The following is a 24139-nucleotide window of genomic DNA, read 5'->3' on the forward strand; positions in this document are numbered from 1 at the left end:
CACCGGCTTCGGGACCCATAGCCAGTGCGGAACCCGAGAGGGTGCGGTGTTGGGGTCTCAGTGCGTGTGGTCGACCGAGGGGGCGCCGGGGTGTGCGAGTAGCCAGTCCATTCGGTGCTTGCTCTCCTCGTCGGCCGGGGTCCACACGGTGATGAGGGTCTCGGGGGTTGCCGTGAGGTCGAGGCGGGTCAGTGAGAACGAGAGGTCGCCGATTGCGGCGTGCCGGTAGGTCATGACCGCGCTGGGTGGTGTCGCGACATCGTGAGTGGCCCACAGGCGTGCGAACTCGGGGCTGGCCGCCGCGAGCCGACGGATCAGTTCGGTCCACGACGGGTCTTCGAGGTGTTGTCCGAACGCGGCCCGGAACGAGGCCACCATGTGCGGCAAGCCGGTATCCCGGTTCACGAAGCGGCGGCAGCACTCCGGGGTGGTGAACAGCTCCCACAGCACGTTGCGGGAGCTGTCCGGCGCGGTCAGCCGCGGCCACAACGCCGCACACGGGGTGTTCCAGCCGAGCAGATCCCAGCGGCTGTTGAGCGCCGCGGCCGGAAAACCGGACATGCTGTCGAGAATCGCCTGCACGGTGGGCGTGATCCGGGCGGCGCTGGTGGCGACCGCGGCGATCGGCACGTCGGCCAGGTGGTACAGGTGGTCGCGTTCGGGGTCGCTGAGCTGGAGGGTGTCGGCGATCGCGTCGAGCACCCGGCCGCTGACGTTGATCGGCCTGCCCTGTTCCAGCCAGGTGTACCAGGTGACGCCGATTCCGGAGAGCAGGGCGACCTCTTCCCGTCGCAAACCCGGTGTCCGGCGCCGCAATCCGGGCGGCATGCCGACATCGGCGGGCGTGACGCGGTCCCTGCGACTACGCAGGAAGGCCGCGAGCTCGGTACGGCGGGCGGAAGGGGCGGTCACAGGCACCGGCCCATGATCCATCATCGAGCAATCGGTTGCCAGGTGTTGCCAACACCAGTGTCGCGAGACTCTTGGTATCCCCGTCGTGGGCTGCGCAGGGTTCTCACTCATGAAGTTGTTGAGTAGCCCGGTGGTCGGCGGCGCGCAGGCGGCGACGGAACGGGCGGAGTTCGAACGAGCGATCGCGGGCCGGACGATCTGCGATGCCCTCGCGGACACGGCACGCCACCATGGCGAGTTGCCCGCGTTCACCCAGCACGGGTCGACCATGACGTGGGGCGAGACGCGGCAGCGAGTGCTCGAGGTTGCCGCAGGGTTTGCCGAGTTGGGGATGGCCCCCGATGACGTGGTGGTCCTGGCGATGGGTAACCGCACCGAGCACGTCCTCGCCGACCTCGGCGCGGTGCACGCCGGTGCGGTACCGAGCACCGTTCACGATGGCCTCGTGGCCGACCAGATCGCCTATGTCGCAAGGGATTGCGGCGCGACGTTTGCCGTACTCGATGGCCGGGAACAGCTCGACCGCTGGCTGCCGGTACTGGCCGACCTGCCGGAACTGCGCACGGTGATCGTGGTCGACGCGGCGGCCTGTCCACCAGGTGATCAATTCCTCAGCTGGACTGAGCTTTTGCGCATCGGGCAGCAGCGGCTGGCGGCCGCACCGATCGACAAGCGTTGGCAGGCACTGACTCCCGAAAGTACGCTCACCCTGCTCTACACCTCGGGGACCACCGGTAATCCGAAGGGCGTGATCATCACCCATCGAATGGCGCTCTACCAGGAGGCCGTCTCGTCGGCGGCCGCGTCCGCGGCGCGCAGCACCGAGGTGTCCCATATCCCGTTCACGGCCGTGTCCACCCGGATGTTCAACCTGTACATGCCGGTGGTGCGCGGTTCGCACACCCATTTCTGCGCCGACCTCGCCCAGTTGCCCGCCGTATTGCGTGCGGCCCGCCCGCACATCTTCCGTGGCGTACCCCGGGATTGGGAACACATGATGGCCGTCGTCCAGGCGCGATTCGCGCGGGAGGGCGAGACCGCGACCATCGCCGAGGCGATGCGGGCCGGGCGCGCCTACGTGGCGAGTCGCCAGTACGGACGGTCGCCGACCACGGCGACGGCCGAGAAGTTCGCGGCGGCCGACGCGGCGGTGCTCGCGGGGCTGCGCGAACAGCTCGGGCTCGACCGGGTGCTGTACACGATGAGCGCCGGTGCCCCACTGCCGGTGGAGGTTTCGCGTTTCTTCGCGGGACTCGGGCTGCTCATTCTCGACGTCTACGGAATGACGGAGATGACCGGCGCGGTCACCGGCAACAACCCCGTCGCCTTCAAACTGGGGACGGTCGGTCGCGCATTGCCGGGTATCGAACTCCGCCTCGCTCCCGACGGCGAGATCCAGGTCCGCGGCGCGGCGCGCACCCCGGGCTACTTCGGCTTACCCACCGAGACAGCCGAACTGGTGGACAGCGACGGCTGGCTGCACACGGGCGACCTCGGCGTGCTGGATTCCGATGGCTTCCTGTCGCTGGTCGGCCGGAAGAAAGAAATCATCATCACCACCAACGGCAAGAACATCGCGCCCGCCGCGGTGGAGAACCTGCTCAAGGAACACCCGCTCATCGGGCAGGCTGTGGTCTTCGGCGATCGGCGACCGCATCTGGTCGCCGTGCTCACCCTGGCGAGCGAAGTGGTCCAGGCGTGGGCGGCGGCGCGCGGTCTCGCCGGCAACCCGGCCGAACTGGCCGAGCATCCGGTGGTGCTGGCGGAAGTGCAGTCGGCGGTCGCGGCGGCCAACGCCCGCCTCGCCACATTCCAGCAGGTCAAGGCGTGGCGAGTGCTGCCGACGCCGTGGACCGACCGGAGCGGGGAGCTGACATCGACCGGCAAGGTCAAACGTCCGGTCGTGCACGCCGAGCACGCCGACCTCATCGCCGCCATGTACGCCGCTTGACCACCTGCGGTCACCAGTCCCTATCCATCGCAATGCCGAGGAGGCAACCATGACCACCGAGCCGTTCACCATCCGATTCGCTGTCCGCAGTTACGAGCTCGACACCCAGCATCATGTCGCGCACACCGTTTACATGCAGTACGCGGATCAATCTCGCTTCGCCTGCGCGCAGGCGGCGGGGCTGTCCCCCGACAAGCTGCTTGCCGACGGGCTCGGCCCGATCAATCTCGAAACCACCCTGCGGTATCACCACGAACTGCGCGGTGACGACGAGGTCGACGTGTCGTGTGCGTTCGTCTGGGGTACGGGCAAGACGCACCGTGTCGAGCATGTCCTGCGCAAGCCGGACGGGACGCTCGTCGCCGAGATCAGCAGTGTCAGTGCGCTGCTCGACCTGCGCACGCGGCGCCTGGTCGACGACCCGGCCGCGAGCTTGCGCACTCGGGCCAGCAGGCCCGAACTGCTCGGTCTGCGCTGATCCGCTGGCCGGACCGAAACGATGCCTCCGCCGACGCCGGTATGCCACGGTGGCCCCGACTATTTCGGTTGGCGGTCGCTGGATACCGGCGTTGGGGTGACAACCGTTGCGAACAACCAACGGCGATGAGTCGCCAGGGAGGCAACGCCTTGTCCACGATGCAGGGAAACACCGCGGCGGACCAACTGCGTGAAACGCTGTCGAAGCCGATCTTCAATACGGTCTTGAAGGCCTGGGTCGGCGACGGCACCACCGACTACGAGGTCTATCTCCGCACGCCCGAGTTGCTGTCGTTGCAGACGGCGGTCGACGAGCTCACCGACTCCGACGAGCTCATGTTCCAGATCGTGCACCAGGCCCAGGAGGTCTGGCTCAAGCTGCTGGCGCACGAGCTCGCCGGGGTCGTCGAGGAGGTGGACCGGGACGCGCTGTGGGCGGCGGCCGCGCGGCTGGACCGGGCGAATCGGATCGCCGAATGCCTTGCGCGGGAGATACGGGTGCTCGAGACCATGACGCCCGATACCTATCAGGTCATCCGGCGCAGCCTCGGCAAGGGCAGCGGCCAGGAGTCGCCGGGCTACAACGCGGTGCTCACCGCAGCCGAACATGTTGCGGCAGTGTTGGATCGGCTGCTCGGCCGCCGCAGCGTCGAGCTCGCGGAGGTGTACGCCGCCGGGGCGCAGCCCGATCTCAAACGCCTCTGCGAGTTGCTGGTCGACTTCGATGAGCGTTTCCAGCTGTGGCTCGTCGCCCACTTCATGCTGGTGCGCCGGACGATCGGCGTCGGACAAGGGGTCAATGCCCTGGACGGCGTGCCGACCAGGGTGCTGACGGGCCGGATGACCAAACCACTGTTTCGCGCGCTGTGGCAGGTCAGGGGTGAGCTGACCGAAAACTGGCGGCGCGAGGGCGGTTACGCGCCGGGCGCGGCGCGCAGGTCGACGGCCCGATGAACGAGGAGTCGCGGATCGCCTCGCTGCGTGCCGAATTCCCGGTGCTCGAGAGCTGCATCTACCTGAACAGCAACTCGACCGGTGCGCTGCCGCGCGGCGTGGAGCAGGTGCTCGGTCGCTACTGGGAGACGATGCGCACGTGGCGCGACGACGCATGGGGCGGCTGGCTGGACGAACTGGATGACTATCTGCGCGCATTGGCCGAATTCCTCGGTGCCCCAGCAGGAACGGTGGTCACCGACACCAACCTGACCACGCTGCTCGGCAGGCTCGCCACCTGTTTCGACTTCCGCGGCGAACGCACCAGAGTGGTCAGCACCGACCGCGAATTCCCCACCGTGCCGTTCCTGTGGCAAGGCTTCGCCAGGTACGGCGCCGAGCGGGTGGTGGTGGAGTTCGACACCGATGCGGTCGTGTCGGCGATCGACGAGCGGACTTTACTGGTCTGTGTGGCGCACGGCAGCTACACCACCGGGGCTGTTCTCGATCTCGAACGCATTGTCGCGCAGGCACATCGGATGGGCGCGCTCGTCATCGCGGACGCCTTTCAGACGGCGGGAGTGGTTCCGCTGAACCTGCGGGCGATCGATATCGATTTCGTCCTCGGCGGTGCGGGCAAATGGCTGTGCGGGGCGCACACGGCATTTCTCTACGCGCGGGCGGATTTGCTGCCGACGCTGCGTCCGGCGGCCACCGGTTGGTTCGCCGGTCGCGATCCGCTGACTTTCCGGCCTGCCGAAGACTGGGCTCCGGATGCGCGGCGGCTCGCCGGAGGCACACCGATTCCGTTGACCGCCATGATGTCTCGGGTCGGCCTCGATCTGCTGGCGGAGGTGGGTGTGCCGGCGATCCGCGCGCATTCGCTGCGGTGTACCGATCGCATCATGGCCCGTGCGGTGGACGCGGGGATCCCGGTGCGCACGCCATACCCGACCGATCAGCGCGGTGGGGTTGTCTGCCTGCACTTTCCCGGCGACGAGGCGGTGAAGAAACGGCTGGCCGAGCGCGCCATGGTGTGCAGCTGGCGCGAGGGGCTGCGGGTGGCGCCGCACATCTACAACACCGTCGACGAGGTGGACGCATTCATGGATGCGCTCGTTGCGGAACGAAAGGCCTTGCGCGGATGAGCGAGATCGCGTTCTCGCCTCGTGCGTTGATGAGTCTGCTGTTCAACGGCGACAAGGCCATTGACGTCGTGCGGACCGCATGGGAAATCGGCATCCTCGATGCGCTGGACGCCGGGCCTGCTCGCTTGGGCGAACTGGGTGACCGATTCGGGGTGGTGCCGGTGCGCCTGTACAAACTGCTCGACTGTCTCGAATGCCTCGGCCTCGTCACGCGAATTTCGTCGGATGTGCTGCGCGACACCGAGTATCACGCGATCAAAGGTGTGCGCGATGCGGTATCCGGTGTGCTCGGCCCGGACTCGCTCGAACGGGACCGAGACAGTTACCCGTGGCGCACGCTGCACGGCAAACTCCCCGACGTGCTCCGCGGCGAGCTCAGCATGCCGCCGACGGCTTTCACCTGGCCGCTCGACAGCGCCGAACAGGTCGCCGGTTTCGAACACAGTATGGCCGCCGGGATCGGCCCGATCGCCGAAACATTTCGGATGCACGCCGAGTTGTGGAGTGGCGGAACGCGTTTGCTGGATGTCGGCGGCGGTGACGGCACGCTGGCCGCGCGCCTGCTGCGGGACAACCCGACACTGCGGGCAGACGTCTACAACCTGCCTGCGGTGCGCACCCTGGTGGACCGAACGCGCACGGAGTCGGGCTGCGGCGACCGTCTCGGGTTCGTCGGTGGCGACTTTCTCGCCGAACCGCTACCCACCGGATACGACATCCTGTCCTTCGTCCGAGTACTGCACGACTGGCAGCGACCGCAGGCGCGTGCACTGTTGGCCAAGGCGTATCAGGCGCTCCCGCCGGGCGGGCGGGTGCTCATCTGTGAGGAATTCCGCGACGCCGAACGGCTCGCCCGCCAATTCTTCTGGTCCTATTTCCTGATCGGTGTCGACAGTTGCACCAGCATGCTGCGCGAGGTGGCCGACTACCGCGGCATGCTCGGCGAGATCGGTTTCCACGACGTCGAGGTGCTGCCCGGGCCGTTCGAGATCGTGGCCGCCACCAAGCCGCCCGCCGATACCGGAAAGTCCCGGTCCGTTCAGTGACAAGAGCTATCGACGCCGCCACGACGGGCTGGTCGACTGACGGCATGCAGAATTTCGACCACATCTTCGTCGGCGGCGGCCACAACGCGCTGGTCGCGGCGGCCTATCTGAGCCGAGCCGGACACGAGGTCCTCGTCATCGATCGCAACGATCGGGTCGGCGGATTCGTTCGCAGCGCGGAATTGGCGCCGGGGGTGATCTACGATCCATTCTCCTCCGCGGTGCCCCTGTTCACGAGTGGTCCGGCGTGGCGCGACCTCGGCCCGGATCTCCAGAAGCAAGGTCTGGAGATTGTGCAACCCGAGTTTCCGACCGGGGTTTCACTGGAAGACGGCACCACCGCGGTGTTCCCGCGCGACCCTGTCGCACTGGCCGAGGAGGCCGACCGGCTGCATCCAGGCGACAGTTCGGCGGTCGCCGAGATCATCTCCGCCCTGGGACCGTCGACCGGTGCGGCGTTCGGTCTGATGGGTCAGGATCTGACCTCCGACGCGGCCCGTGCCACGCTCGCTCAGTTGGTGCGCGACGGTAAAGGCTGGTCCGAGGTGGCCGAACTGGCGCTGGACAGTGCGCGCTCGGCCGTGTCGGAGATCGAATCTCCCGCCATGCGCAGCCTTTTCGGCTCATGGCCGGCGCACGTGAGCCACGGGCCCGACGACGCGGGCGGCGCGTTCTGGACCACCATCTTCCCGCTCGGCTTCACCGGTGGCGGCATGCCGATTCCGCAGGGCGGCATCGGCAAACTGGCCGAGGCGCTCGCCGGCGTCGTCACCGAGCACGGCGGTGTCATCCAGACCGGCGCTACCGTCACCCGGATCCGGGTGGCCGACGGGCGCGCGGTGGGTGTCCAATTGTCCGACGGTAGCGCGTATCGGGCCAGGAACAGCGTCGTCGCCTCGGTGAACCCGGACCAGCTCTACGAGTGGCTGCTGGCGGAAACACAAGTGCCCGAGCACATTCTGGCGCAGGCCCGGCGATACCGGTACGGCACCGGGCTTTTCCAGCTGCACCTCGCAACCTGCGCGCCGATTCCCTGGGCGGACAAGCGTTTCGAGCGTATCGGGCAACCGTTCCTCACCGATTCACTCGACGGGCTGTCGTTGCACGTCGCCCAGGCGCGGGCCGGGCTGTTGCCCGCGTGGCCGACGATGACCATCGACTCGCCGACCGCGCATGACGCGACGCGCGCGCCCGCGGGTACCAGCGTGCTGCGGATCCAGGTGACCGATGTGCCGACCCGTCCGCGCGGTGATGCCGCGGGGGTGATCGCCACCGACGGCACTTGGAACGACGAGGTGGTGAACCGCTACGCCGACCGGGTGCTGGAGGTGGTCGAACGCCATATCCCGGGACTGACCGCAACGATCCTCACCCGGGCGATCATCACTCCCGCCACCCTGGCCGCGTTCAACCCCAACAGCGGCCCCGGCGACCCCTACGGCGGCGCGCAGGATCTCGCGCAGAGCTTCGCGCTGCGGCCCATCGCGGCGGCGCCGGGGCACCGCACCTTCGTTCCCAATCTGTACGTGCTCGGCGCGGGAACCTGGCCCGGTGCGGGGGTTTCGGGCAACTCCGGTTACATCGTCGCTCAGTATCTGCTCGACTCCTGACGCAGGAGTCAGGCCTGTTTCGAGGCGAGCTCCACGACGGTGATGTCGGAGGGCGCGCCCACCCGGACCGGCGGTCCCCACGCGCCTGCCCCACGGGTGACGTAGAGCTGCGTGTCGCCGTAGCGCTCCAATCCGGCGACGGTCGGATTGGCCAGCTCCGCAAGGAAATTGCCCGGCCAGACCTGCCCGCCGTGGGTGTGGCCGGACAGTTGCAGATCGACGCCGAACTCGACGGCGTCGTGGATCTGTACCGGCTGATGCGCGAGCAGCACCGCGGTGCGCCCGAGATCGCGGTTACCTAGTGCCGCAGTGAAATCCGGGCCCTGCCCGATGCGTTTGCCCTGAATGTCGTTGACACCGGCGAGATCGAAATACGGCAGTTCCGTGCGACTGTTCGCCAATAGATGCAGTCCGAGTTCCTGCACGTGCTCCATCCACTGCTCCGCGCCGGAGAAGTATTCGTGGTTGCCGGTGACGAAATAGGCGCCGTGGCGCGCGCGTAACCGGGCCAGTGGTTCCACCGCCGAGCGCAGATGTTCGACACTGCCGTCGACCAGATCACCAACGATGGCAATGAGATCCGGCTGGGTACCGTTGATCGTCTCGACCACCCGCTCCGCGAACCCCCGGCCGAGAATCGGCCCGAGGTGGATATCGCTGACCACGGCGATCCGGAAGCCGTGTGCGGCGCGCGGCAGATTCGCGAGCGGGATCGTCAGGCGTTTCACCTGCGGACCGGACAGCACACTGTGCGTGCCGTAACCGACGGTGCTCACCGCCGCCAGCGCCGCCGCACCGCCCACCGCGCGAGAAACGAACAGCCGCCGCGAAACCGGCGCTGCCGGTTCATCGCGGGGTGTGGTGTCCGCTCCCCCGGTCGCGGGAATCAGCACATCTTCCGGCGCCTTGGTCGCGGAACTGTCCGAGCGGGTGATCCACCGCCGGACCAGCGGCCGCACCAGTTCACTCACCAGCAGCCACAACACGAGATAGACGAACAGCGCGCCCCACATGTACCCGGGCCAGGCGACGATCTGGATGAGCAGGAACGGAATCCCGGCCGATTCGGCTACGAACGCGCCGATCAGCAACACCGGCCCCGCAATGATCATCCCGGTGCCCACCCGGCGCCCGATCGATCCGCGCACTGTCGTATCCCGCACGAGCCGCCGCCACAGATACCAGTGCAGCCCGCCGAAAACCACCAGCACGACGACGACACCTACGACAACAGCCACCGCATCACTCTATGCGGAGCCCCCACCCCCACATACCCGCAGTTGACCGCTAGACCTCGCTGACGGCGAGGCGGACGCCGAGCGCAACCAGCACGGTGCCGGTGATGCGCTCGAGCCACTGGCGCACCCTGGTTTCGGCGAAGAACGCGCGTGCGCGGCCGACGAAGAGGGCGACCGTGAGGAACCAGGTGGCGTCGATGACGAGATGGAGCAGGCCGAGCAGCAGGGTGGTGGCGAGGATATTCGCCTCCGGCGCAACGAATTGCGGATAGAACGCGAAGGCGAACACCGCCACCTTGGGGTTGGTCAAGTTCGTCAGCATGCCGATTCCCGCGGCCCGCCAGGGCTTCGCCCCCACCGCATCCTCGTCGACCAGCGCCTCGCCGGACGGATTGCGCGCCGCCCGCCAAGCCTGCACACCGAGATAGATCAGCACCGCCGCACCGATTACCCGAATCACCACGTACGCAACATCACTGGCCGCCACCAGCGCGGAAAGCCCGAACGCCGAAGCCGCGATCCACGCATACAACCCGACCTGCATGCCGCCGATGATCGGCACCGCTGCCCGCGCGCCACCCAGCGCGCTGCGCCGAATCACCAGCGCGGTAGTGGGTCCGGGCACCATCGCCGCAAGTGCCACCGCAAATACGAAACCACCGAGAACCGACCACGTCATGGTCCGAGCATCGCACGAAACTCTCACGGGCGTCCCACTTCCCACCGCCACTGCCTGCGGTCCGGGGGTGCTACATCCGTCGCAGTTCGTCGCGGAGCAGCCTGGCGACGCCGGCCATCACCGCTTCCGCGGCGGGTTGGGCGGTGGCGGAGACGGTGGATTCGGTGAGGGCGGCGACGGCGAAGGCTTGGCCGTCGGCGTGTTCGACAACGCCGATTTCGTGGCGGAGGTTGATCAAGGTGCCGGTCTTGGAAGACCATCGGGACGCGTCGCAGCCGAAGTCGGGGGCCAGCCGGTTGCGCAGCATGTTCTCCCCCATGAGTCGGCGGACCTGCGCCGCGGCCTCGGGCCGGATGCGGCTGGGGCGCCAGATCTTCTGCAGCAGTTCGACGAAGGCGCGGGCTGAGCCGGTGTTGGCTCGGCTGATGTCGAGTTGCGGGACCGGGTGTCCGTGGCCGGCCGTGGTGGCGGTGATCGCGAGGGTGTGCGCCAGGTGGGCGTGCGCGGGGTCGAGCATTTCGGTGGGTGTGCGGGTGAGTTCCCGCAAGAGGTGACGCACGGAGATGCCCTCGATGCCGAGTCGAGCCAGCTCGGCGGTCACGGCCTCCGGTGGTGTGAGCCCGAACAGTGCGTCTGCGGCGGCGTTGTCGCTGATCGACAGGGTGAGGTACAGCAGGTCTGCCAGCGCGATGGTGGCGGGATGCCGGAATTTGGTGATGCCGACCGGGCCGGGCGCCGTCACGCGGCCCGGCTGCACCACGATCGGCGTCGTCGGATCGAGTTCGCCGCGGGCGACGCGTTCGAGCGTGGCGACCGCGAGCGGAACTTTGACCAGGGATGCGGACGGGTACTCCGTGTCGGGGTCGATACCGAGTTCGTCGCCGGTGTCGAGGTCGCGCACCAAGAAGGAACCGCGTAACCCCGCGCTGTCCAAGTCCTCGCGCGCCGCCCGCAGAATCTCAGCCACTCCCACGTCCACATCCTGTCTGTTGGGTCAACACTCGCAACCATCGGCGTCCGGTTCGCCGAGGCAGTGACCGATCTCGGCGGCGGGCAGCAACTGGGTTCGCTGCGTGTCCTCGCTCAGCCCGGTGACGAGCCGGTAGCCCCGGGCCAGCTGGGCGAGTTCACCGATCGGCAGCCAATGCAGGCCGAGTTCACCGGCCTGACTCGCTGAGCAGAGCAGCAGATCGGTCGAGGCGAGCGCGTCCGCCGCCGCGGCGGCGAACGAGTTCGCCACCAGCACCTGCGCGGGCTGCAAGCCCACCGCGGCGCCGAGCCGGGTGAGCGGGTCACGAATGTGCGGTACATCGTCTTCGGGTTGCACCCAGATGCGGCGCCTGCGGGCGTCCCGGTCGGCGCGGCTCGGCCGCAACGACTCCACATACAGCGCCCGGCTTTTCCGCGCGCCGCCACCGGCCAGGCCGAGCGGCACCCGCCAACTGCCCTCCCCAGGCGGGATCGCGACCAGGGCCGCCCGCACCTCCATCGTGCGCAGCAACTCCGCGCGCTCCCCGGGATCGGCCGCGTGCAGGTCCAGATTCAGTCCGTTGCGCCGCCCGGCGGCGATCAACCGTGCCAGCTGCAGCGGGCTGCAGATCGTGGGCACCGCCATCCGAAAGGGCCGCAGTTTGGCGCGTTCGGCGTTGTGGTCCAGGGTGTCGGCGAGTTCGACCAGGCGCTTGGCCGAGGGCAGCACCTCACGGCCGAACGAGGTCAAGGTGACCGCGCGGGTGGACCGGTTGAACAGTCGAGCGCCGAAACGCCGCTCCAAGGCCGCGACGCGCCTGCTGGCCACCGACTGCGGGATACGCGCCACCGCGGCACCGTCGGTGAAACTGCCGTACTCGCCGACCACCACGAACGCTCGGCAGGCTTCGACCATATCCACGACGAGCCAGTATGCCAGTTCGGCATCAATCGACGCTTTAGAGCCTTGGACTGCATGAATGAGCGAATGCCATGCTCCGTCGCACCCCGCTTGTCAGCCATTGCAGAGGAGAGCAGTCATGACAGCAAAGTCCAGAATCGGTGTTCTGACCGTCGCGATCACGGCAGCCGCACTGGTCGGCGCGTGCTCTGTGCCGGAACCCACGACCGCACCCACCCGGGTGCCCGATGCCGCCACCGCCGCGCGGGCGACCGCTCAGGTGCGGGATCTCGAATCCGCGCACCACGCCCGAGTCGGCGCCTTCGCCGTCGATACGAAGACGGGCGTCTTTCTGGGTTACCGGGAGAACGAGCGGTTTCCGATCGGCTCGACCTTCAAGACGCTGGCGGTGGCCGCACTGCTCCGCGAGCATCCACTGGCCGACGGTTATTTCGACACCGTCATCAATTTCACCGCCGACGATCTGGTGAAGTACTCGCCGGTGACCGAGACGCGCGTCGGCACCGGCATGACGGTGCGTGAGCTGGCCGCCGCGGCCATCGAGAAGAGCGACAACACCGCGACCAACGAGCTGCTGAAACTGCTCGGCGGACCCACCGCCATCACGAAGTTCGTTCGCACGCTGGGCGATACGGCCACCAGCCTCGACGACTGGGAGCCACTGAGCAACAGCGGCGACACCAACCCCGAGCACAACTCCACCACGCCCGCCGCGCTCGCCGCGGACTACCGCGCGCTGGTCTCCGGCGACGCGCTGCCCGCGCCGGAGCGCGAGCAGCTGATCGAATGGCTCCTGCGCAGCACCACCGGCCTGAACCGGATCCGCGCCGGACTGCCGCAGGACTGGAAGACCGGAGACAAGACCGGCGGCGGCGACTACGGCCTCACCAACGACGCCGCGGTGACCTGGCCGCCCAACAGCGACGCGCCGATCGTGATCACCGTGCTGTCGATCAACACCGAGGAAAACGCCCCCGCCGACGACCCCCTTGTCGCACAATCCGCCAAAGCAATCACCGAGGCCCTGCACCCGGCCGCCAACGGCTGACCCGCCGCGAAAGATTCACTGCGATGCGAAGATCTGCGATCCGCACCACCGGCACCGTAGCCATGCTGGTGGCCCTCACCACGGCCGCCGGACCGGCGGGAGCCACCCCGGCGTTATCCGCCGAAGAGCAGCCGCCCCTCTCGAAAACGCTGTCCGCCGCGCCCATTTCGACGGGATCCAGCGCGGAGAACTTCGATCCGTTTCTCGATCGCCCGCTCATCGACCACGTCGTCTGGACCCACGGTGCCGACAGCACACGGCTGATGATCTACCCGACCGTCGCCGGACGCCAGGACCCTTTCCCGCCGGCCGAGGAACGCGCCTGGCAGGAAGTACTACACCAGGCCGGCGATACCGATACCCCCGGCATGCGCGATCAGTTCCTCTGCCACTGGGACTGGGCGCGAATCGCCATGCCGGACAAGCCGAGCTGGAACCTCGAGCCGTGGCGCCCTGCCGTCGGCTATCCGGACACCGTCGCAGCACTGTGCAATCCGGGAGCCCCCGAACACGAGCTCTGACTCCCCGCTGGGATCCATGCGGGTTAAGTTGTGGCGCAGCGGCGGGCGCGGTCGAATCTAATCCCGGCGGTATGGGGCCCGGCCGGCCGGTGGTTCGGGCTTCGAGACATTCGGCAGGTCCGGTATACCCAATTCCAGCGGTGTCCCGTCCAGCGTGTGCCGCTGGCCATGGTGACGGAAGGTGAAGGAGTCACCGGACAGCAGGGAGTACGTCGCCGCGTCGCGGGTGATGGCGACCGATATTCGGCTGCCGCGCCACAGGATTCGGAAGGCGAGGCGGTCGAGGTTTTCGGGCAGGCGTGGGGCGAAACGCACTTCGCCATTGCATTCGCGCATGCCGCCGAAACCCGCGACGCAGCAACTCCAGGTGCCGGCCAGCGAGGCGATATGCAATCCGGTCGCCACATTGTGGTGCAGATCGTGCAGATCGGTCAGCGCGGATTCGACGAAATAGTCGAAGGCCAGCGACAGGTGACCGACTTCCGCCGCCATGATCGCCTGGACGCAGGCCGAGAGGGAAGAGTCGCGGACCGTCAGTGCTTCGTAGTAGTCGAAGTTCCGTAGTTTCTGCTCCGGCGTGAACTCGTCCGGGCACAGGTACATCGCCAGGGTCAGGTCGGCCTGCTTGACCACCTGCTTACGGTTCAGATCGAAGTACGGATAGTGCAGCAGCAGCGGGTACCGCTCGGCGGGGGTATCCGCGAAGTTCCAGCGCATGTAGTGGGTGAAATTCTCCGACTGCTCGTGCACCTCGAGCTCGTCGTTGTACGGCATGGCGGCTTTCGCGGCGCAGTCCCGCCAGCGGCCGATCTCGCTCTCGGTGACCCCGAGCCGCTGTGCCACCTCGGGCTGCCGCTCGCACGCGGCCACCGCGCCGCGCAAGTTCCGCTGGGCCATCAGATTCGTATAGATGTTGTTGTCGGCCAGCGCGGAGTATTCGTCGGGCCCGGTGACACCGTCGATCCGGAAGTTCCCGGCCGAATCCCGATGCCCCAGGACCGCCCATAACCTAGCGGTCTCCACCAAAAGCTCTACCCCGCAGTCCCGGTCGAACTGCTCGTCTCCGGTCGCGGCGAGATAGCGGATGGTCGCGTCGGCAATATCGGCGTTCACATGGACCGCCGCGGTGCCGGTCGGCCAATAGCCCGAGCCCTCTTCGCCATTGATCGATCGCCACGGGAACATCGCCCCCGACTGCCCGAGTTCACGGGCCCGCTGCCGGGCCGGCTCGAGCGTCGAATGCCGCCAGCGCAGGGCGTCACCCGCCGCTGCGGGCACCGTATGGGTGAGCACGGGAAGCACGAAAGTTTCTGTGTCCCAGAAGGAATGACCGTCGTAGCCGGGGCCGGTCAACCCCTTCGCCGGTATCGCGCGGGTCTCGCCACGGGCCCCCGCCTGCAGCACATGGAACAGTGCGAAGCGAACGGCCTGCTGCATTTCGGGATCACCGTCGAGCTCGATATCCGCGCTGGCCCAGAAATCATCGAGATAGGCGTGTTGGCGCGTCAGCAGGTCGTCCCAGCCTGTCTCCAGCCCCGCCGCCAACGCCGCTTCGACCTGGGCGCGCAGCGCGGGGATCGAACGCTGGCTGGACCAGCCGTAGGCGAAATACTTGGTCACGCACACCGTGTCGCCCCGCGCGACGTCGACCGCGATCGTCAGCCGGGCCAGATCGTCCTCGGTGTGCACCGAGCACCGTGGCGTGGCCTGCACCGCCAGCTCGTGATCCATCCCCGCGGCCATCCGCAGCCCGGATTGCCGGGTGTGATGGGCGAGTATCGCGTGGAAATCCCGTGCGGCCGCGAAGTCGGCCACCAGCGGGCGATCCAGCGCCGCCGCGAACCGGGGATCACCCTGGCGCGCCACGACCGGCTCGTTGGCGAGCAGATCCGATTGGATCACCAGATCCAGATCCTCGTCGAGCGGCTCGACCTCATAGCGGATGGCGGCCAGCGCCCGCTCCGTGAACGAGACGAGGCGCTCCGAACGGATCCGCACCGATTGACCGGTGGGCGAGGTCCACACCGTGCTGCGGCGCAATGTTCCGGAGCGAAAATCCAGCACCCGCTCGTGCTCCCGGGCATGGCCGTAGCGCATGTCCATCGGCTCGTCGCCGACGAGCAGCCGGATGATCTTTCCGTCGGTGACGTTCACCACCGTCTGCCCCTGCTGCGGGTATCCGTAACCCACTTCGGCATAAGGCAATTGGCGCTTCTCGTAGAACCCGTTCAGGTAGGTGCCCGGTTCACCGACCGGCTCCCCCTCCTCCAGGGTGCCGCGCAGACCGAGGTGACCGTTCGACAAGGCGAAGATCGACTCGGTCCGCCGCAGCGCGTCCACATCCAGCCCGCACCACCGCAATTGCCATGGGTCCACCTCGAAACCGCGACAGTCCGCAGCCATTTCGCTACTCCTTCAGCTCCGCCAGATCGCGGACGACGACATCGGCGCCCGCCGCCGTCAATTCCGGCCCGTGCCTGCCGTCGCCGACGCGGTCGACACCGACGACGAACCCGAAGTCGCCCGCGTGGCCCGCCGCCACGCCTGCCACCGCGTCCTCGAAAACCGCTGCCTGCTCGGGCTTTACGTGCAATCGCGCGGCGGCTTCGAGGAATCCGTCGGGTGCGGGCTTCCCGCGCAGCCCGAGCCTGGTGACGTCGTTGCCGTCGACCCGCTCGTCGACGCAGCGGGCGATGCCCGTGACCTCCAGCACCGCAACGGCATTGGCGGATGCGGTCACCACGGCTACCTTCAGCCCGGCCTCGCGGACCGCGGCCACATAGTCGACCGAACTGGGGTAAACCTTGACGCCTTCGTGCTCGATCAGCGCAAGCAGCACGCTGTTCTTACGATTGCCGAGCGCGTGCACCGTCGCATCTCCCGGCTCGTCCGCCGGATCGCCCTCCGGCAGGGTGATATCCCGGGACCGCAGGAACTCGCGGACGCCGTCGGCGCGCGGGCGGCCGTCGACATAACGCAGATAGTCGTCCTCGGTGAACGGCACGAAGCCCGGTCCACAACGCTGCGCGAGGTATTCGTCGAAGACCGTGGTCCACGCCCGCCGGTGCACCGACGCGGTATCGGTGAGGACCCCGTCGAGATCGAACAGCGCGACCGTGATCGTGTCCGGCAAACCCAGCCGGGCAGTCCGGCCGTCACTCGATGAGGTCATGCCCCGGCGTTACCCCGTATGCCGACCGAGAAACTGCTCCACACGCGAGCGCCGGTGCATCCACCGAACTTGTTCTCCGCGAGCGCAACTCCGACCTTGTTTACCTGGCTACCTGCGGGGTAGCTGCCCGTTATGGGCCTATCGACACGTCATCTGCGACCTGCCTGGTGGATCGAGGCGCCTGCGGCGGCGGTGACCGGAGCCGTCCGCCGCGGCGGGTTACTGGCCATCGGCGCGGCCACCCAGCTCGCCGCCGCACCGTTGCAGGCCATCGAGACGGTGGCCGGTAAAGCGGCCGAGGCCGGGCAACTCCTCGATGTGCCCGAGCCTGGTCAGTTGCGCGACGACGTGGCGGCTTTGGTCGACCCGCATCTGAAACGCACCCGGCGACGCGTCGCCATGCACGGCAGGCGCGCGACCATCGAGGTCCGCGGCCTGGCAGGCGGCAGCAGCGCCACCGTCGCCCGCGCACTGGAGCGGCGTCTGGAGAGCCTCGGCGGCGTGCGCTGGTGGCAGGTGAACGCGGTGACCGGACGGGTGGTCGCCACCCTGGCCCGCGGCGCGGCGGATCTGCCGGAACTGCTCGCGACGGTGGACCGGATCGAGCAGGATACCGAGGTCGACGAGCAGGGCTGGGACAGCGATTTCGACTACCCGGGTGACCGAGAACCGGTGATAGCGGCGGCAATTCAGGTCGCAGGCGATCTGTGCGCCGTCGCGATCTCGTTGGCCGGGGTGGCGCCACCACTGCGTCCGCCCCTGCGCGCGGCGCGAGCACTCGCCTCGATCGCCGAGACACAGCCGCGGGTCCGCGACCAACTGGAGCAACGGCTGGGGCGGGCGCGCACCGATCTGGCCCTGACCCTCGTCTCGGCGCTCGGCACCGCGCTCGGCGAGAACGCGACCGACGGGATCCCCACACTGCTCCTCGACGCGGCGCAACGGTCCCTGCTGCTGACCGAGGCCGTCGCGCGACGGGTCAGCTGGCGCGGTTGGGAACCGCAGCTCCTGCACCACGACAACCCCGGCGTCGCACAGCCGCTGCCGCGCTACACCCGCCCCGCCGAACTGCCGCCCGGCCCGCTGGAGCGAGTCGCCGACGAGACGGGATCGGCAATGGTGCTGGGCGCCACCGCCATTGCCACCCTCGGCAATGCCGGCGATGCCGTCAACGCGCTCGCGCTCGGAGCCCCCAAGGCCGCACGCGCCTGCCGCGAGGCCTACGCCGCGACCCTCACCACGCTGCTGGCCCGCGCCGGCGTGCTGACGCTGGACCCCACCGCGTGGCGGCGTCTCGACCGCCTCACCGCCCTCGTCGTGGACGGCGAAGCCTTGCTCACGCCGCGTCGGGTCGTGCTCGATGCCGAGTCCACCGACGCCGAATGGTCGACCGCCGACGTCTGGAGTGCGGCCCAGCGGCTGCTCTGGTCGCCCCCGGAGTCCTCGGCCGAACCCGCTACGTCCGAAGGGAACGGCGCCGCGCGCAAGAACGAGCTGCGACTGGTGCTCCCCGACAGCGGAAATCCGGATCGGGGCGCGACGATCCGTCCGGCCCGGCGTGAACTGCGCGCCGGCGACCGCACGGTGGGCCGGGTCCTCATCGGCCGTGAACTCGACCCGCGAGCCCACTCGCTGCTGACCACAGCGCGCAAGGCAGGCCTGCGCGTCACCCTCGCCGCGAGCGCCGATGCCGGTGAATTGCGTTCCCGCGTAGACGAATTCGTCTCCCCCGCCACCTCGCTGAGCAAACTCGTGCACGACTTGCAGCGCGACGGCCACGTGGTCGCCACGGTCAGCGCCCACGCCTACAAGGCACTCGCCTGGTCCGATGTGGCCATCGGCCTGCTCGGCACCGGGCACAACCGCAAACGGGCGCCCTGGACCGCGGACGCGCTGTGCCGCGAACTGAGCCAGGTCGAACGAGTATTGGCGGCGATCGAACCGGCCCGTCACGTCAGCGCACAGGGCCGGTCCCTCGCGCTCTCGGCGGCCGCGCTCGGCGGATTGCTGCTCGCCGTGTCACCGTCCCGGCGAGCCCAGATATCACCGATGGCCGCGGCCCATTTCGCGGGCCTGCTGAACGGCTCACTGGCCGGGTTCCGCACGATGCGCGCACCGGCGCCGCCCTCGCCCTCGGTGCTGTTGCCTTGGCACGCACTGCAACCCGAGGAGGTGCTCGCTCGCCTACCGCAGCCGCCTGCCTCGACCGAGCGTGCCACGTCGGAACCGTCCGAGCAGGACACCTGGTTCGGCGGATTGACGCGCACCACCTCGTTCCTGCGCCATCTGCGCACCGAACTGGCCGACCCGTTGACCCCGATCCTCGGCGTCGGCGCCGCCGCTACCGCCATTCTGGGCTCCCCGTCCGATGCGATCCTGCTGTCCTCGGTCCTCACCGTGAACGCGGTCGTCTCGGCCAGGCAGCGCCAGCGCGCCGAGTCGGCCCTGCACACGCTGCTCGACCGGGAGAGCCTCACGGCGCAGGTCATCGACCGTGCCGACGTGGACAAGCCCGACGCCGCCGAAACAACCTTGCCCGCCGACCTGCTCGCGGTCGGCGACGTCATCGCCGTCCGCCCCGGTGAGGTGGTGCCCGCCGACGCGCGGCTGGTCGATGTCGACGATCTCGAGCTGGACGAATCCGGGCTGACCGGTGAATCGGTCACGGTGGAGAAGCAGCTGTCGGCAACGCCCGGTGCTGGGCCCAGTGACCGCGCCTGCATGATCTACGAGGGCAGCACCGTCGTGAACGGCCGCGGGCGGGCCGTCGTGGTCGCGGTCGGCGCCGACACCCAGGTCGGGCGGGCCACCGCCGGTGCGGTGCCGCCCGAAAAGGGCGGTGTGCAAGCACAATTGCGCCAACTGACCGATCGCGCGTTGCCGCTGACGCTGACCGGCGGGGCGATCGTGAGCGTCTTGGGCGGCCTGCGCGGCCGGGCGTTGCGCGCCGCCATCGCCGACGGGGTGGCCGTCGCGGTCGCGGCGGTACCGGAGGGGCTACCGCTGGTCGCCACGGTCGCGCAACTCGCGGCCACGCGGCGGCTGTCCCGCTACGGCGTGCTGGTCCGGGCGAGCCGCACGGTCGAGGCGCTCGGCCGGGTCGACACGCTGTGTTTCGACAAGACCGGCACCCTGACCGAAGGTCGGCTGCGGTTGACCAAACTCGCCGACCTGCACCAGCAATGGGAGCCCGGCGCCGACGCCGAGGAGGCACGCAGGCTGTTGCGCGCGGCCGCGCGAGCCTGCCCCGACCCGAACGAGGGACCGGTCACCCATGCCACTGATCGCGCGGTGCTCGAAGCCGCCGAGATCCTCGACGACGGGCGCTGGCACCCGATCGAAGCGATCCCCTTCGACTCGAATCGCGGGTACGCCGCCGCGCTGGGCAACACCGCGCGCCGGCTGCGGTTGGTCGTCAAGGGCGCGCCCGAGATCGTGCTGCCGCGCTGCACCAAGGTGCGCAACGGCGACACCATTGCCCTGTCCGACGAATTGCGTGCGCGCGCCGAGACGACCGTGCGTGATCTGGCCGAACAGGGCCTGCGCGTGCTGGCCGTGGCCCGCCGCGATCTCACCTCCGAGCCCGACGATGTGGCGGGTGCGGTCGGCGAACTCACGTTGCTCGGCTTCCTCGGCATCGCCGACACCCCGCGCCCGCAGACGCTGCCGCTGATCACCGCCTTGCAGGACAACAACATCAGTGTCCGGATGATCACCGGCGACCATCCGGTGACCGCCGCCGCGGCGGCGCGCCAGCTGGGCATCGCCGTCGACACCGTCGTCACCGGCGCCGATCTGGATCGCTGCGACGACCGCGAGCAAGCGGAGTTGATCGAGCGCAGCACGGTGTTCGCCCGGGTGAATCCGGAGCAGAAGGTGCGCATCGTCACCGCGCTGCGCCGCAACGGTCACGTCGTCGGCATGACCGGCGACGGCGGCAACGATGCCGCCGCGATCCGCAGCGCCGACATCGGAATCGGTTTGGCCGCACAGGGATCCACCGCCGCGCGCAACGCCGCCGACCTGGTGCTGACCGACCCGGATCCGATCGCGATCCTGCATGCGCTGGTCGAGGGCCGCGGCATGTGGCGGCGGATCACCGATGCCGTCGGCGTGCTGGTCGGCGGTAACGCGGGCGAGGTCGCATTCACCCTGTTCGGCACCGCGGTCGGCGGCCGGGGCCCTCTCGGCACCCGTCAGTTCCTCCTGGTGAACATGCTCACCGACATGTTCCCGGCGCTGGCCCTTGCGCTGTCGCCGGACGATCGCGGCATCGATCCGGCCGACAGCGCTGCGGCGGTCCGCGAGCGGTCGGCGCAACTCAGCGAGATTCCGCGCGCCGAACTCGGCAACGACCTGACCCGGACCATCGCCACCCGCGGCATCGCCACGGCCACCGGCGCCTCCGTCGCGTGGACGCTCGGCCGCTACACCGGCACCGAACGCCGGGCCGCGACCATCGGGCTGGTCGCGCTCATCGGCACCCAGCTGGGGCAGACCCTCGTCTCGGGGTACCGCAGTCCTCTGGTGTGGCTGACCACGGCCGCGAGCGCGGGCGTTCTCGGTGCGGTGGTCATGACACCCGGGCTGTGCACCTACTTCGGATGCACGCCGTTGGGGCCGTTCGGCTGGACGATCGCGACCGGGTCGGCCGTCGCGGCCACCGCGGGTGCGACGCTGCTGCCTGAGCTGTTGTCCGGCGAAGCCCGCGCGCTCGATTCCGCCGAATAGTCGACTGGTAACCGGGTATTGCCCGATCATGGTCGCCACGATCGATCAATTGCTGCATTCGTTGACCCGTGCCGTCAACGCGCTGGCCGAGGCGGACATCAAGTTCGCGGTGGCCGGTGGTTGCGCGGTGTACGCACGCGGCGGGCCCGCCTCGCAGCACGATGTCGATATCTTCGTCAAACCCGAGGACTGCGCGAAAGCGATGCGCACACTGGCCGAGGCCGGGTTGCGGGTCTGCGATCCACCTGAGGACTGGCTGCGCAAGGTCTACGACGGCGACGTCCTGATCGACGTGATCTACCGGCCCAATTACCGGGACGTCACCGACGAATTGCTCGACCGCGCAACGCCGATGCGCATCGGGCCCACCTCCGCGCCGGTGGTCAGCGGCACCGATCTCATGGTGGACAAGCTACTGGTCTTCGACGCGCACCGCCTCGACTTCGCGCCGCTGCTGCACATCGCGCGCGACCTGCGCGAACAGGTCGACTGGGCGGAGGCGCGGCGCCAGACCGAGGAATCACCCTATGCGCGCGCGTTTCTCGGGCTGCTCGACGATCTCGGTATCACCGACACCGGAAAGGTGAAATAGATGGAGCAGCCGCAATACCTTGTCGCGCATCTGCGCCGAGCCCTGGCCGAGGATCCGCGCACCGCGGAACTGGGCATCGGGGTGACCATTCGCGGCGACGTGGTGGTCCTCGGCGGCGAGGTGAGCACCGAGGAACGCAAACAACAGCTGGAAACGATAGTGCGCGAACAGCTTCCGCAAGCGCGGATCCACAACGACGTGCACGTCACCCGTCCCGGCGCACCGGCCGACAGCGAGGCGCTCGGGTCGACGGATAGCGGAAGGGGTTGAGCCGCATGCGCATAGCCGCCGTAGGCGATGTACATCTCGGCGTCGACTCACACGGGCTGTGGCGGCCCACGTTGCGTGAGCTACCCGAGCACGCCGACATACTGCTGCTCGCGGGTGACCTGACGCGCCACGGGACCGTAGAGGAGGCGAAGGTGGTCGCCGCCGAGTTCGCCGATCTCGGCGTGCCGGTGGTCGCGGTCCTCGGTAACCACGACTATCACAGCGAGGCCGAGGTAGACATCACCAAGCTGCTGGTCGATCACGGCGTCACCGTGCTCGAAGGTACCGCCGCCACCTATACCATCTCCGGCCGGACGCTCGGCGTCGCCGGGACCAAAGGGTTCGGCGGCGGCTTCGCGGGCAAGTGCGCGAGCATCTTCGGCGAGCGCCAGATGCGCGACTTCTCCTGTCACACCGTCGCACTGGCGGATTCGCTGGCCGAGGCCCTGGCCGGATTGTCCACCGACGTCACCGTCGCGCTCACCCACTACTCCCCCGTCAGCGACACCCTGCACGGCGAACCTAGGGAGATCTACCCATTCCTCGGTTCCTACCTGCTCGGCGAAGCGATCGACAACAACGGCGCCGATTTGGCACTGCACGGTCACGCGCACGCGGGCTCCGAACGCGGCACGACACCGGGCGGTATCCGGGTACGCAATGTCGCTCAGCCGGTACTGCGCGCCGCCTACGCCATCTACGAACTGGACCCACCGAAGGTGGCCCCCGCGGTCACCCCGGCGTTCTGATCGGACGCCGCAGCGAGAAACACACCCGGTTCGCTGTCTCCTGGTAGCGGCCGAGCATGGGCGACGTTTCCAAACGTCTCGGGCTGTAGACAGCGTCGAGCAGTCGTGGTAGACCGGAAGCGGTTGAACAGCCAGCCGTAGCGTCCCCTGCGCGGGTCGCCTGCCGTGCGGCGGTGTGTTCATGCATCACCTGCCCACGTGGACGCCCGCCGTCGGGACGAGTCGTTAGTGCAAGCCTCGGACGCAAGGGGTTAGTGATGACAGATACCATGGCCGAGCCGAAACCCGTCGCAGTAGCCGACGAGCTGCCGCCCCTCTCCACTATGGTGAATCGCCGCCGCGTCAGTAGTTCCGACACCGCTGTGGTCACCGCCGACGGAGATCTGGATGCGTCCCACATACCCGTCCTGCGCCAAAAGATTGCCAGAGCGCTCGGCTCCTTGGACGAAGGATCGGTGATTCTCGACCTGCGTAGTGTCGAGTTCCTCTCGCTCAGCGTCGCGTGCGAACTGGTCGAGATCAAGCATCGCGCCGCACCCCGTGGCCTCGACCTACGGCTGGTCTTTCACCATCCGGCTGTGCAGCGGGCGCTGGACGTGACCGGCGCCTTCCTGCTGTTCCCCGCTTACCCATCGATCGAGGCGGCCGCTGAACGACGACTGCCGGCCTGACCTGCCCGCCGGGGTGCGCTGCCCCGCGAGCAAGCCCGTGGCCATGACAGCAGCCAGCCCCTGCTGAGCAGTGCTCAGCAGGGGCTGCGGGCGTATCAGGGCAGGAGCTGTGGGTCGATCAGCGGTTCGCGCCGCTGTGCTGGCCGCCCTTGGCCTTGGCCTCGGTCGGCTGCGCCTCGGCGCCCTTCCTACCGGCCGCCGAAGGGTCGGCGCTGTTCTTGTCGCCGAAGCTACCGGTGCTGGCCTGGCCGCCCTTGCTGGCCTGCTGCTCGGTATCTGCCCGGTTGCCGAACTGTCCCGGGTTGTTGGAGTCTGCCATTGCGTTTCTCCTTTCCGATCGACGTTCGAGCCTCGGGGTGGGCTCATCTGGCGGATGCCCGGCTCCCCGTTGCCGAAACATCGCTGGGGCGACATTTTCCCGAAAGATCTTGGTAGGCAACACCGTACGGCTCGTCAGCGGCGACCGATCGACCTGATGACCACCACGGATGATCCCCTGG

The 24139-nt window shown here is 68.5% G+C and carries 21 protein-coding genes; 13 read left to right on the plus strand and 8 right to left on the minus strand.

What is annotated here, in order from left to right; all coding sequences use genetic code 11:
* Positions 1-57 precede the first annotated feature (57 nt).
* Positions 58-918: a helix-turn-helix transcriptional regulator gene (locus tag DMB37_RS03155; RefSeq protein WP_206055167.1), complete on the minus strand. Its 861-nt coding sequence runs from the start codon at positions 916-918 to the stop codon at positions 58-60.
* A gap of 103 nt (positions 919-1021) precedes the next feature.
* On the opposite strand from DMB37_RS03155, the gene DMB37_RS03160 reads away from it, so the two are divergent.
* From DMB37_RS03160 to DMB37_RS03185, 6 genes are all read left to right on the plus strand, one after another.
* Entirely contained in the window at positions 1022-2863 is a 1842-nt protein-coding gene (locus DMB37_RS03160; RefSeq protein ID WP_135231371.1) for a long-chain fatty acid--CoA ligase, read from the plus strand.
* A 49-nt stretch (positions 2864-2912) separates the two neighbouring features.
* The gene (locus tag DMB37_RS03165; RefSeq protein ID WP_135231372.1) at positions 2913-3341 is read left to right on the plus strand and encodes a thioesterase family protein; all 429 of its coding nucleotides are present in this window, start codon (positions 2913-2915) and stop codon (positions 3339-3341) included.
* Positions 3342-3466: 125 nt separating this feature from the next.
* Positions 3467-4294: a tryptophan 2,3-dioxygenase family protein gene (locus DMB37_RS03170; protein ID WP_240772222.1), complete on the plus strand. Its 828-nt coding sequence runs from the start codon at positions 3467-3469 to the stop codon at positions 4292-4294.
* On the plus strand, positions 4291-5421 hold the full coding sequence (locus DMB37_RS03175) for an aminotransferase class V-fold PLP-dependent enzyme (RefSeq protein WP_135231373.1): 1131 nt from the start codon (positions 4291-4293) through the stop codon (positions 5419-5421). Before DMB37_RS03170 ends, DMB37_RS03175 begins: the two co-directional genes overlap by 4 nt.
* Positions 5418-6467 carry a methyltransferase gene (locus DMB37_RS03180; protein ID WP_135231374.1) on the plus strand — a complete coding sequence of 350 codons (1050 nt, stop codon included), beginning with the start codon at positions 5418-5420 and terminating at the stop codon, positions 6465-6467. The genes DMB37_RS03175 and DMB37_RS03180 overlap by 4 nt, the downstream gene beginning before the upstream one ends.
* A 44-nt stretch (positions 6468-6511) precedes the next feature.
* Complete coding sequence (locus tag DMB37_RS03185; protein WP_135231375.1) at positions 6512-8077, plus strand: NAD(P)/FAD-dependent oxidoreductase; 1566 nt, start codon at positions 6512-6514, stop codon at positions 8075-8077.
* A gap of 8 nt (positions 8078-8085) precedes the next feature.
* Here the strand turns inward: DMB37_RS03185 and DMB37_RS03190 are convergent, their stop codons facing one another.
* From DMB37_RS03190 to DMB37_RS03205, 4 genes are all read right to left on the minus strand, one after another.
* Positions 8086-9315, minus strand: coding sequence for a metallophosphoesterase (locus DMB37_RS03190; RefSeq protein WP_135231376.1), 1230 nt, complete (start codon positions 9313-9315; stop codon positions 8086-8088).
* Positions 9316-9364: 49 nt separating this feature from the next.
* Complete coding sequence (locus DMB37_RS03195; RefSeq protein ID WP_135231377.1) at positions 9365-9994, minus strand: LysE family translocator; 630 nt, start codon at positions 9992-9994, stop codon at positions 9365-9367.
* A 70-nt stretch (positions 9995-10064) separates the two neighbouring features.
* Positions 10065-10967, minus strand: coding sequence for a serine hydrolase (locus DMB37_RS03200; RefSeq protein ID WP_135231378.1), 903 nt, complete (start codon positions 10965-10967; stop codon positions 10065-10067).
* 21 nt (positions 10968-10988) lie between these two features.
* A complete protein-coding gene (locus DMB37_RS03205; RefSeq protein WP_135237313.1) occupies positions 10989-11879 on the minus strand; it encodes a LysR family transcriptional regulator in 891 nt (296 codons plus the stop codon).
* Between the two features lie 124 nt (positions 11880-12003).
* On the opposite strand from DMB37_RS03205, the gene bla reads away from it, so the two are divergent.
* Together bla and DMB37_RS03215 are read left to right on the plus strand one after the other, a co-directional pair.
* Positions 12004-12933 carry a class A beta-lactamase gene (gene bla / locus DMB37_RS03210; RefSeq protein WP_135231379.1) on the plus strand — a complete coding sequence of 310 codons (930 nt, stop codon included), beginning with the start codon at positions 12004-12006 and terminating at the stop codon, positions 12931-12933.
* A 23-nt stretch (positions 12934-12956) separates the two neighbouring features.
* Entirely contained in the window at positions 12957-13454 is a 498-nt protein-coding gene (locus tag DMB37_RS03215; protein ID WP_135231380.1) for a DUF2599 domain-containing protein, read from the plus strand.
* A 57-nt stretch (positions 13455-13511) separates the two neighbouring features.
* Here the strand turns inward: DMB37_RS03215 and DMB37_RS03220 are convergent, their stop codons facing one another.
* Both DMB37_RS03220 and DMB37_RS03225 read right to left on the minus strand, forming a co-directional pair.
* Entirely contained in the window at positions 13512-15857 is a 2346-nt protein-coding gene (locus DMB37_RS03220; protein ID WP_135231381.1) for a glycoside hydrolase family 65 protein, read from the minus strand.
* A 4-nt stretch (positions 15858-15861) separates the two neighbouring features.
* Positions 15862-16626 carry an HAD family phosphatase gene (locus DMB37_RS03225; protein WP_135231382.1) on the minus strand — a complete coding sequence of 255 codons (765 nt, stop codon included), beginning with the start codon at positions 16624-16626 and terminating at the stop codon, positions 15862-15864.
* Positions 16627-16758: 132 nt separating this feature from the next.
* On the opposite strand from DMB37_RS03225, the gene DMB37_RS03230 reads away from it, so the two are divergent.
* The 5 genes from DMB37_RS03230 (at position 16759) to DMB37_RS03245 (ending at position 23639) form a co-directional block, all read left to right on the plus strand.
* On the plus strand, positions 16759-21357 hold the full coding sequence (locus DMB37_RS03230) for a cation-translocating P-type ATPase (RefSeq protein WP_135231383.1): 4599 nt from the start codon (positions 16759-16761) through the stop codon (positions 21355-21357).
* Positions 21358-21385: 28 nt separating this feature from the next.
* Positions 21386-21949, plus strand: coding sequence for a nucleotidyltransferase family protein (locus DMB37_RS03235; protein ID WP_167768716.1), 564 nt, complete (start codon positions 21386-21388; stop codon positions 21947-21949).
* Positions 21950-22219 carry a BON domain-containing protein gene (locus tag DMB37_RS40390; protein WP_167768717.1) on the plus strand — a complete coding sequence of 90 codons (270 nt, stop codon included), beginning with the start codon at positions 21950-21952 and terminating at the stop codon, positions 22217-22219. It begins immediately after the preceding gene.
* A gap of 5 nt (positions 22220-22224) precedes the next feature.
* Positions 22225-22968, plus strand: a complete 744-nt coding sequence (locus tag DMB37_RS03240; RefSeq protein ID WP_135231384.1) for a metallophosphoesterase — start codon at positions 22225-22227, stop codon at positions 22966-22968.
* A gap of 257 nt (positions 22969-23225) precedes the next feature.
* The gene (locus DMB37_RS03245) at positions 23226-23639 is read left to right on the plus strand and encodes an STAS domain-containing protein (protein WP_135231385.1); all 414 of its coding nucleotides are present in this window, start codon (positions 23226-23228) and stop codon (positions 23637-23639) included.
* A 118-nt stretch (positions 23640-23757) separates the two neighbouring features.
* On the opposite strand, the gene DMB37_RS03250 is transcribed toward DMB37_RS03245, so the two are convergent.
* Complete coding sequence (locus tag DMB37_RS03250) at positions 23758-23958, minus strand: hypothetical protein (protein ID WP_107657057.1); 201 nt, start codon at positions 23956-23958, stop codon at positions 23758-23760.
* Between the last annotated feature and the right edge of the window lie 181 nt (positions 23959-24139).

The organism is Nocardia sp. CS682 (assembly GCF_004634405.1).
Classification (GTDB): Bacteria; Actinomycetota; Actinomycetes; order Mycobacteriales; family Mycobacteriaceae; genus Nocardia; species Nocardia ninae.

Excerpts from the sequence above, each read along its gene's own strand:
- bla (WP_135231379.1), top strand. The coding sequence starts at position 12,004 with ATGACAGCAAAGTCCAGAATCGGTGTTCTGACCGTCGCGATCACGGCA.
- DMB37_RS03180 (WP_135231374.1), top strand. The coding sequence starts at position 5,418 with ATGAGCGAGATCGCGTTCTCGCCTCGTGCGTTGATGAGTCTGCTGTTC.
- DMB37_RS03175 (WP_135231373.1), top strand. The coding sequence starts at position 4,291 with ATGAACGAGGAGTCGCGGATCGCCTCGCTGCGTGCCGAATTCCCGGTG.
- DMB37_RS03220 (WP_135231381.1), bottom strand. The coding sequence starts at position 15,857 with ATGGCTGCGGACTGTCGCGGTTTCGAGGTGGACCCATGGCAATTGCGG.
- DMB37_RS03230 (WP_135231383.1), top strand. The coding sequence starts at position 16,759 with ATGGGCCTATCGACACGTCATCTGCGACCTGCCTGGTGGATCGAGGCG.
- DMB37_RS03235 (WP_167768716.1), top strand. The coding sequence starts at position 21,386 with ATGGTCGCCACGATCGATCAATTGCTGCATTCGTTGACCCGTGCCGTC.
- DMB37_RS03170 (WP_240772222.1), top strand. The coding sequence starts at position 3,467 with ATGAGTCGCCAGGGAGGCAACGCCTTGTCCACGATGCAGGGAAACACC.
- DMB37_RS40390 (WP_167768717.1), top strand. The coding sequence starts at position 21,950 with ATGGAGCAGCCGCAATACCTTGTCGCGCATCTGCGCCGAGCCCTGGCC.
- DMB37_RS03245 (WP_135231385.1), top strand. The coding sequence starts at position 23,226 with ATGACAGATACCATGGCCGAGCCGAAACCCGTCGCAGTAGCCGACGAG.
- DMB37_RS03185 (WP_135231375.1), top strand. The coding sequence starts at position 6,512 with ATGCAGAATTTCGACCACATCTTCGTCGGCGGCGGCCACAACGCGCTG.
- DMB37_RS03250 (WP_107657057.1), bottom strand. The coding sequence starts at position 23,958 with ATGGCAGACTCCAACAACCCGGGACAGTTCGGCAACCGGGCAGATACC.
- DMB37_RS03215 (WP_135231380.1), top strand. The coding sequence starts at position 12,957 with ATGCGAAGATCTGCGATCCGCACCACCGGCACCGTAGCCATGCTGGTG.
- DMB37_RS03240 (WP_135231384.1), top strand. The coding sequence starts at position 22,225 with ATGCGCATAGCCGCCGTAGGCGATGTACATCTCGGCGTCGACTCACAC.
- DMB37_RS03225 (WP_135231382.1), bottom strand. The coding sequence starts at position 16,626 with ATGACCTCATCGAGTGACGGCCGGACTGCCCGGCTGGGTTTGCCGGAC.
- DMB37_RS03205 (WP_135237313.1), bottom strand. The coding sequence starts at position 11,879 with ATGGTCGAAGCCTGCCGAGCGTTCGTGGTGGTCGGCGAGTACGGCAGT.
- DMB37_RS03195 (WP_135231377.1), bottom strand. The coding sequence starts at position 9,994 with ATGACGTGGTCGGTTCTCGGTGGTTTCGTATTTGCGGTGGCACTTGCG.
- DMB37_RS03165 (WP_135231372.1), top strand. The coding sequence starts at position 2,913 with ATGACCACCGAGCCGTTCACCATCCGATTCGCTGTCCGCAGTTACGAG.
- DMB37_RS03160 (WP_135231371.1), top strand. The coding sequence starts at position 1,022 with ATGAAGTTGTTGAGTAGCCCGGTGGTCGGCGGCGCGCAGGCGGCGACG.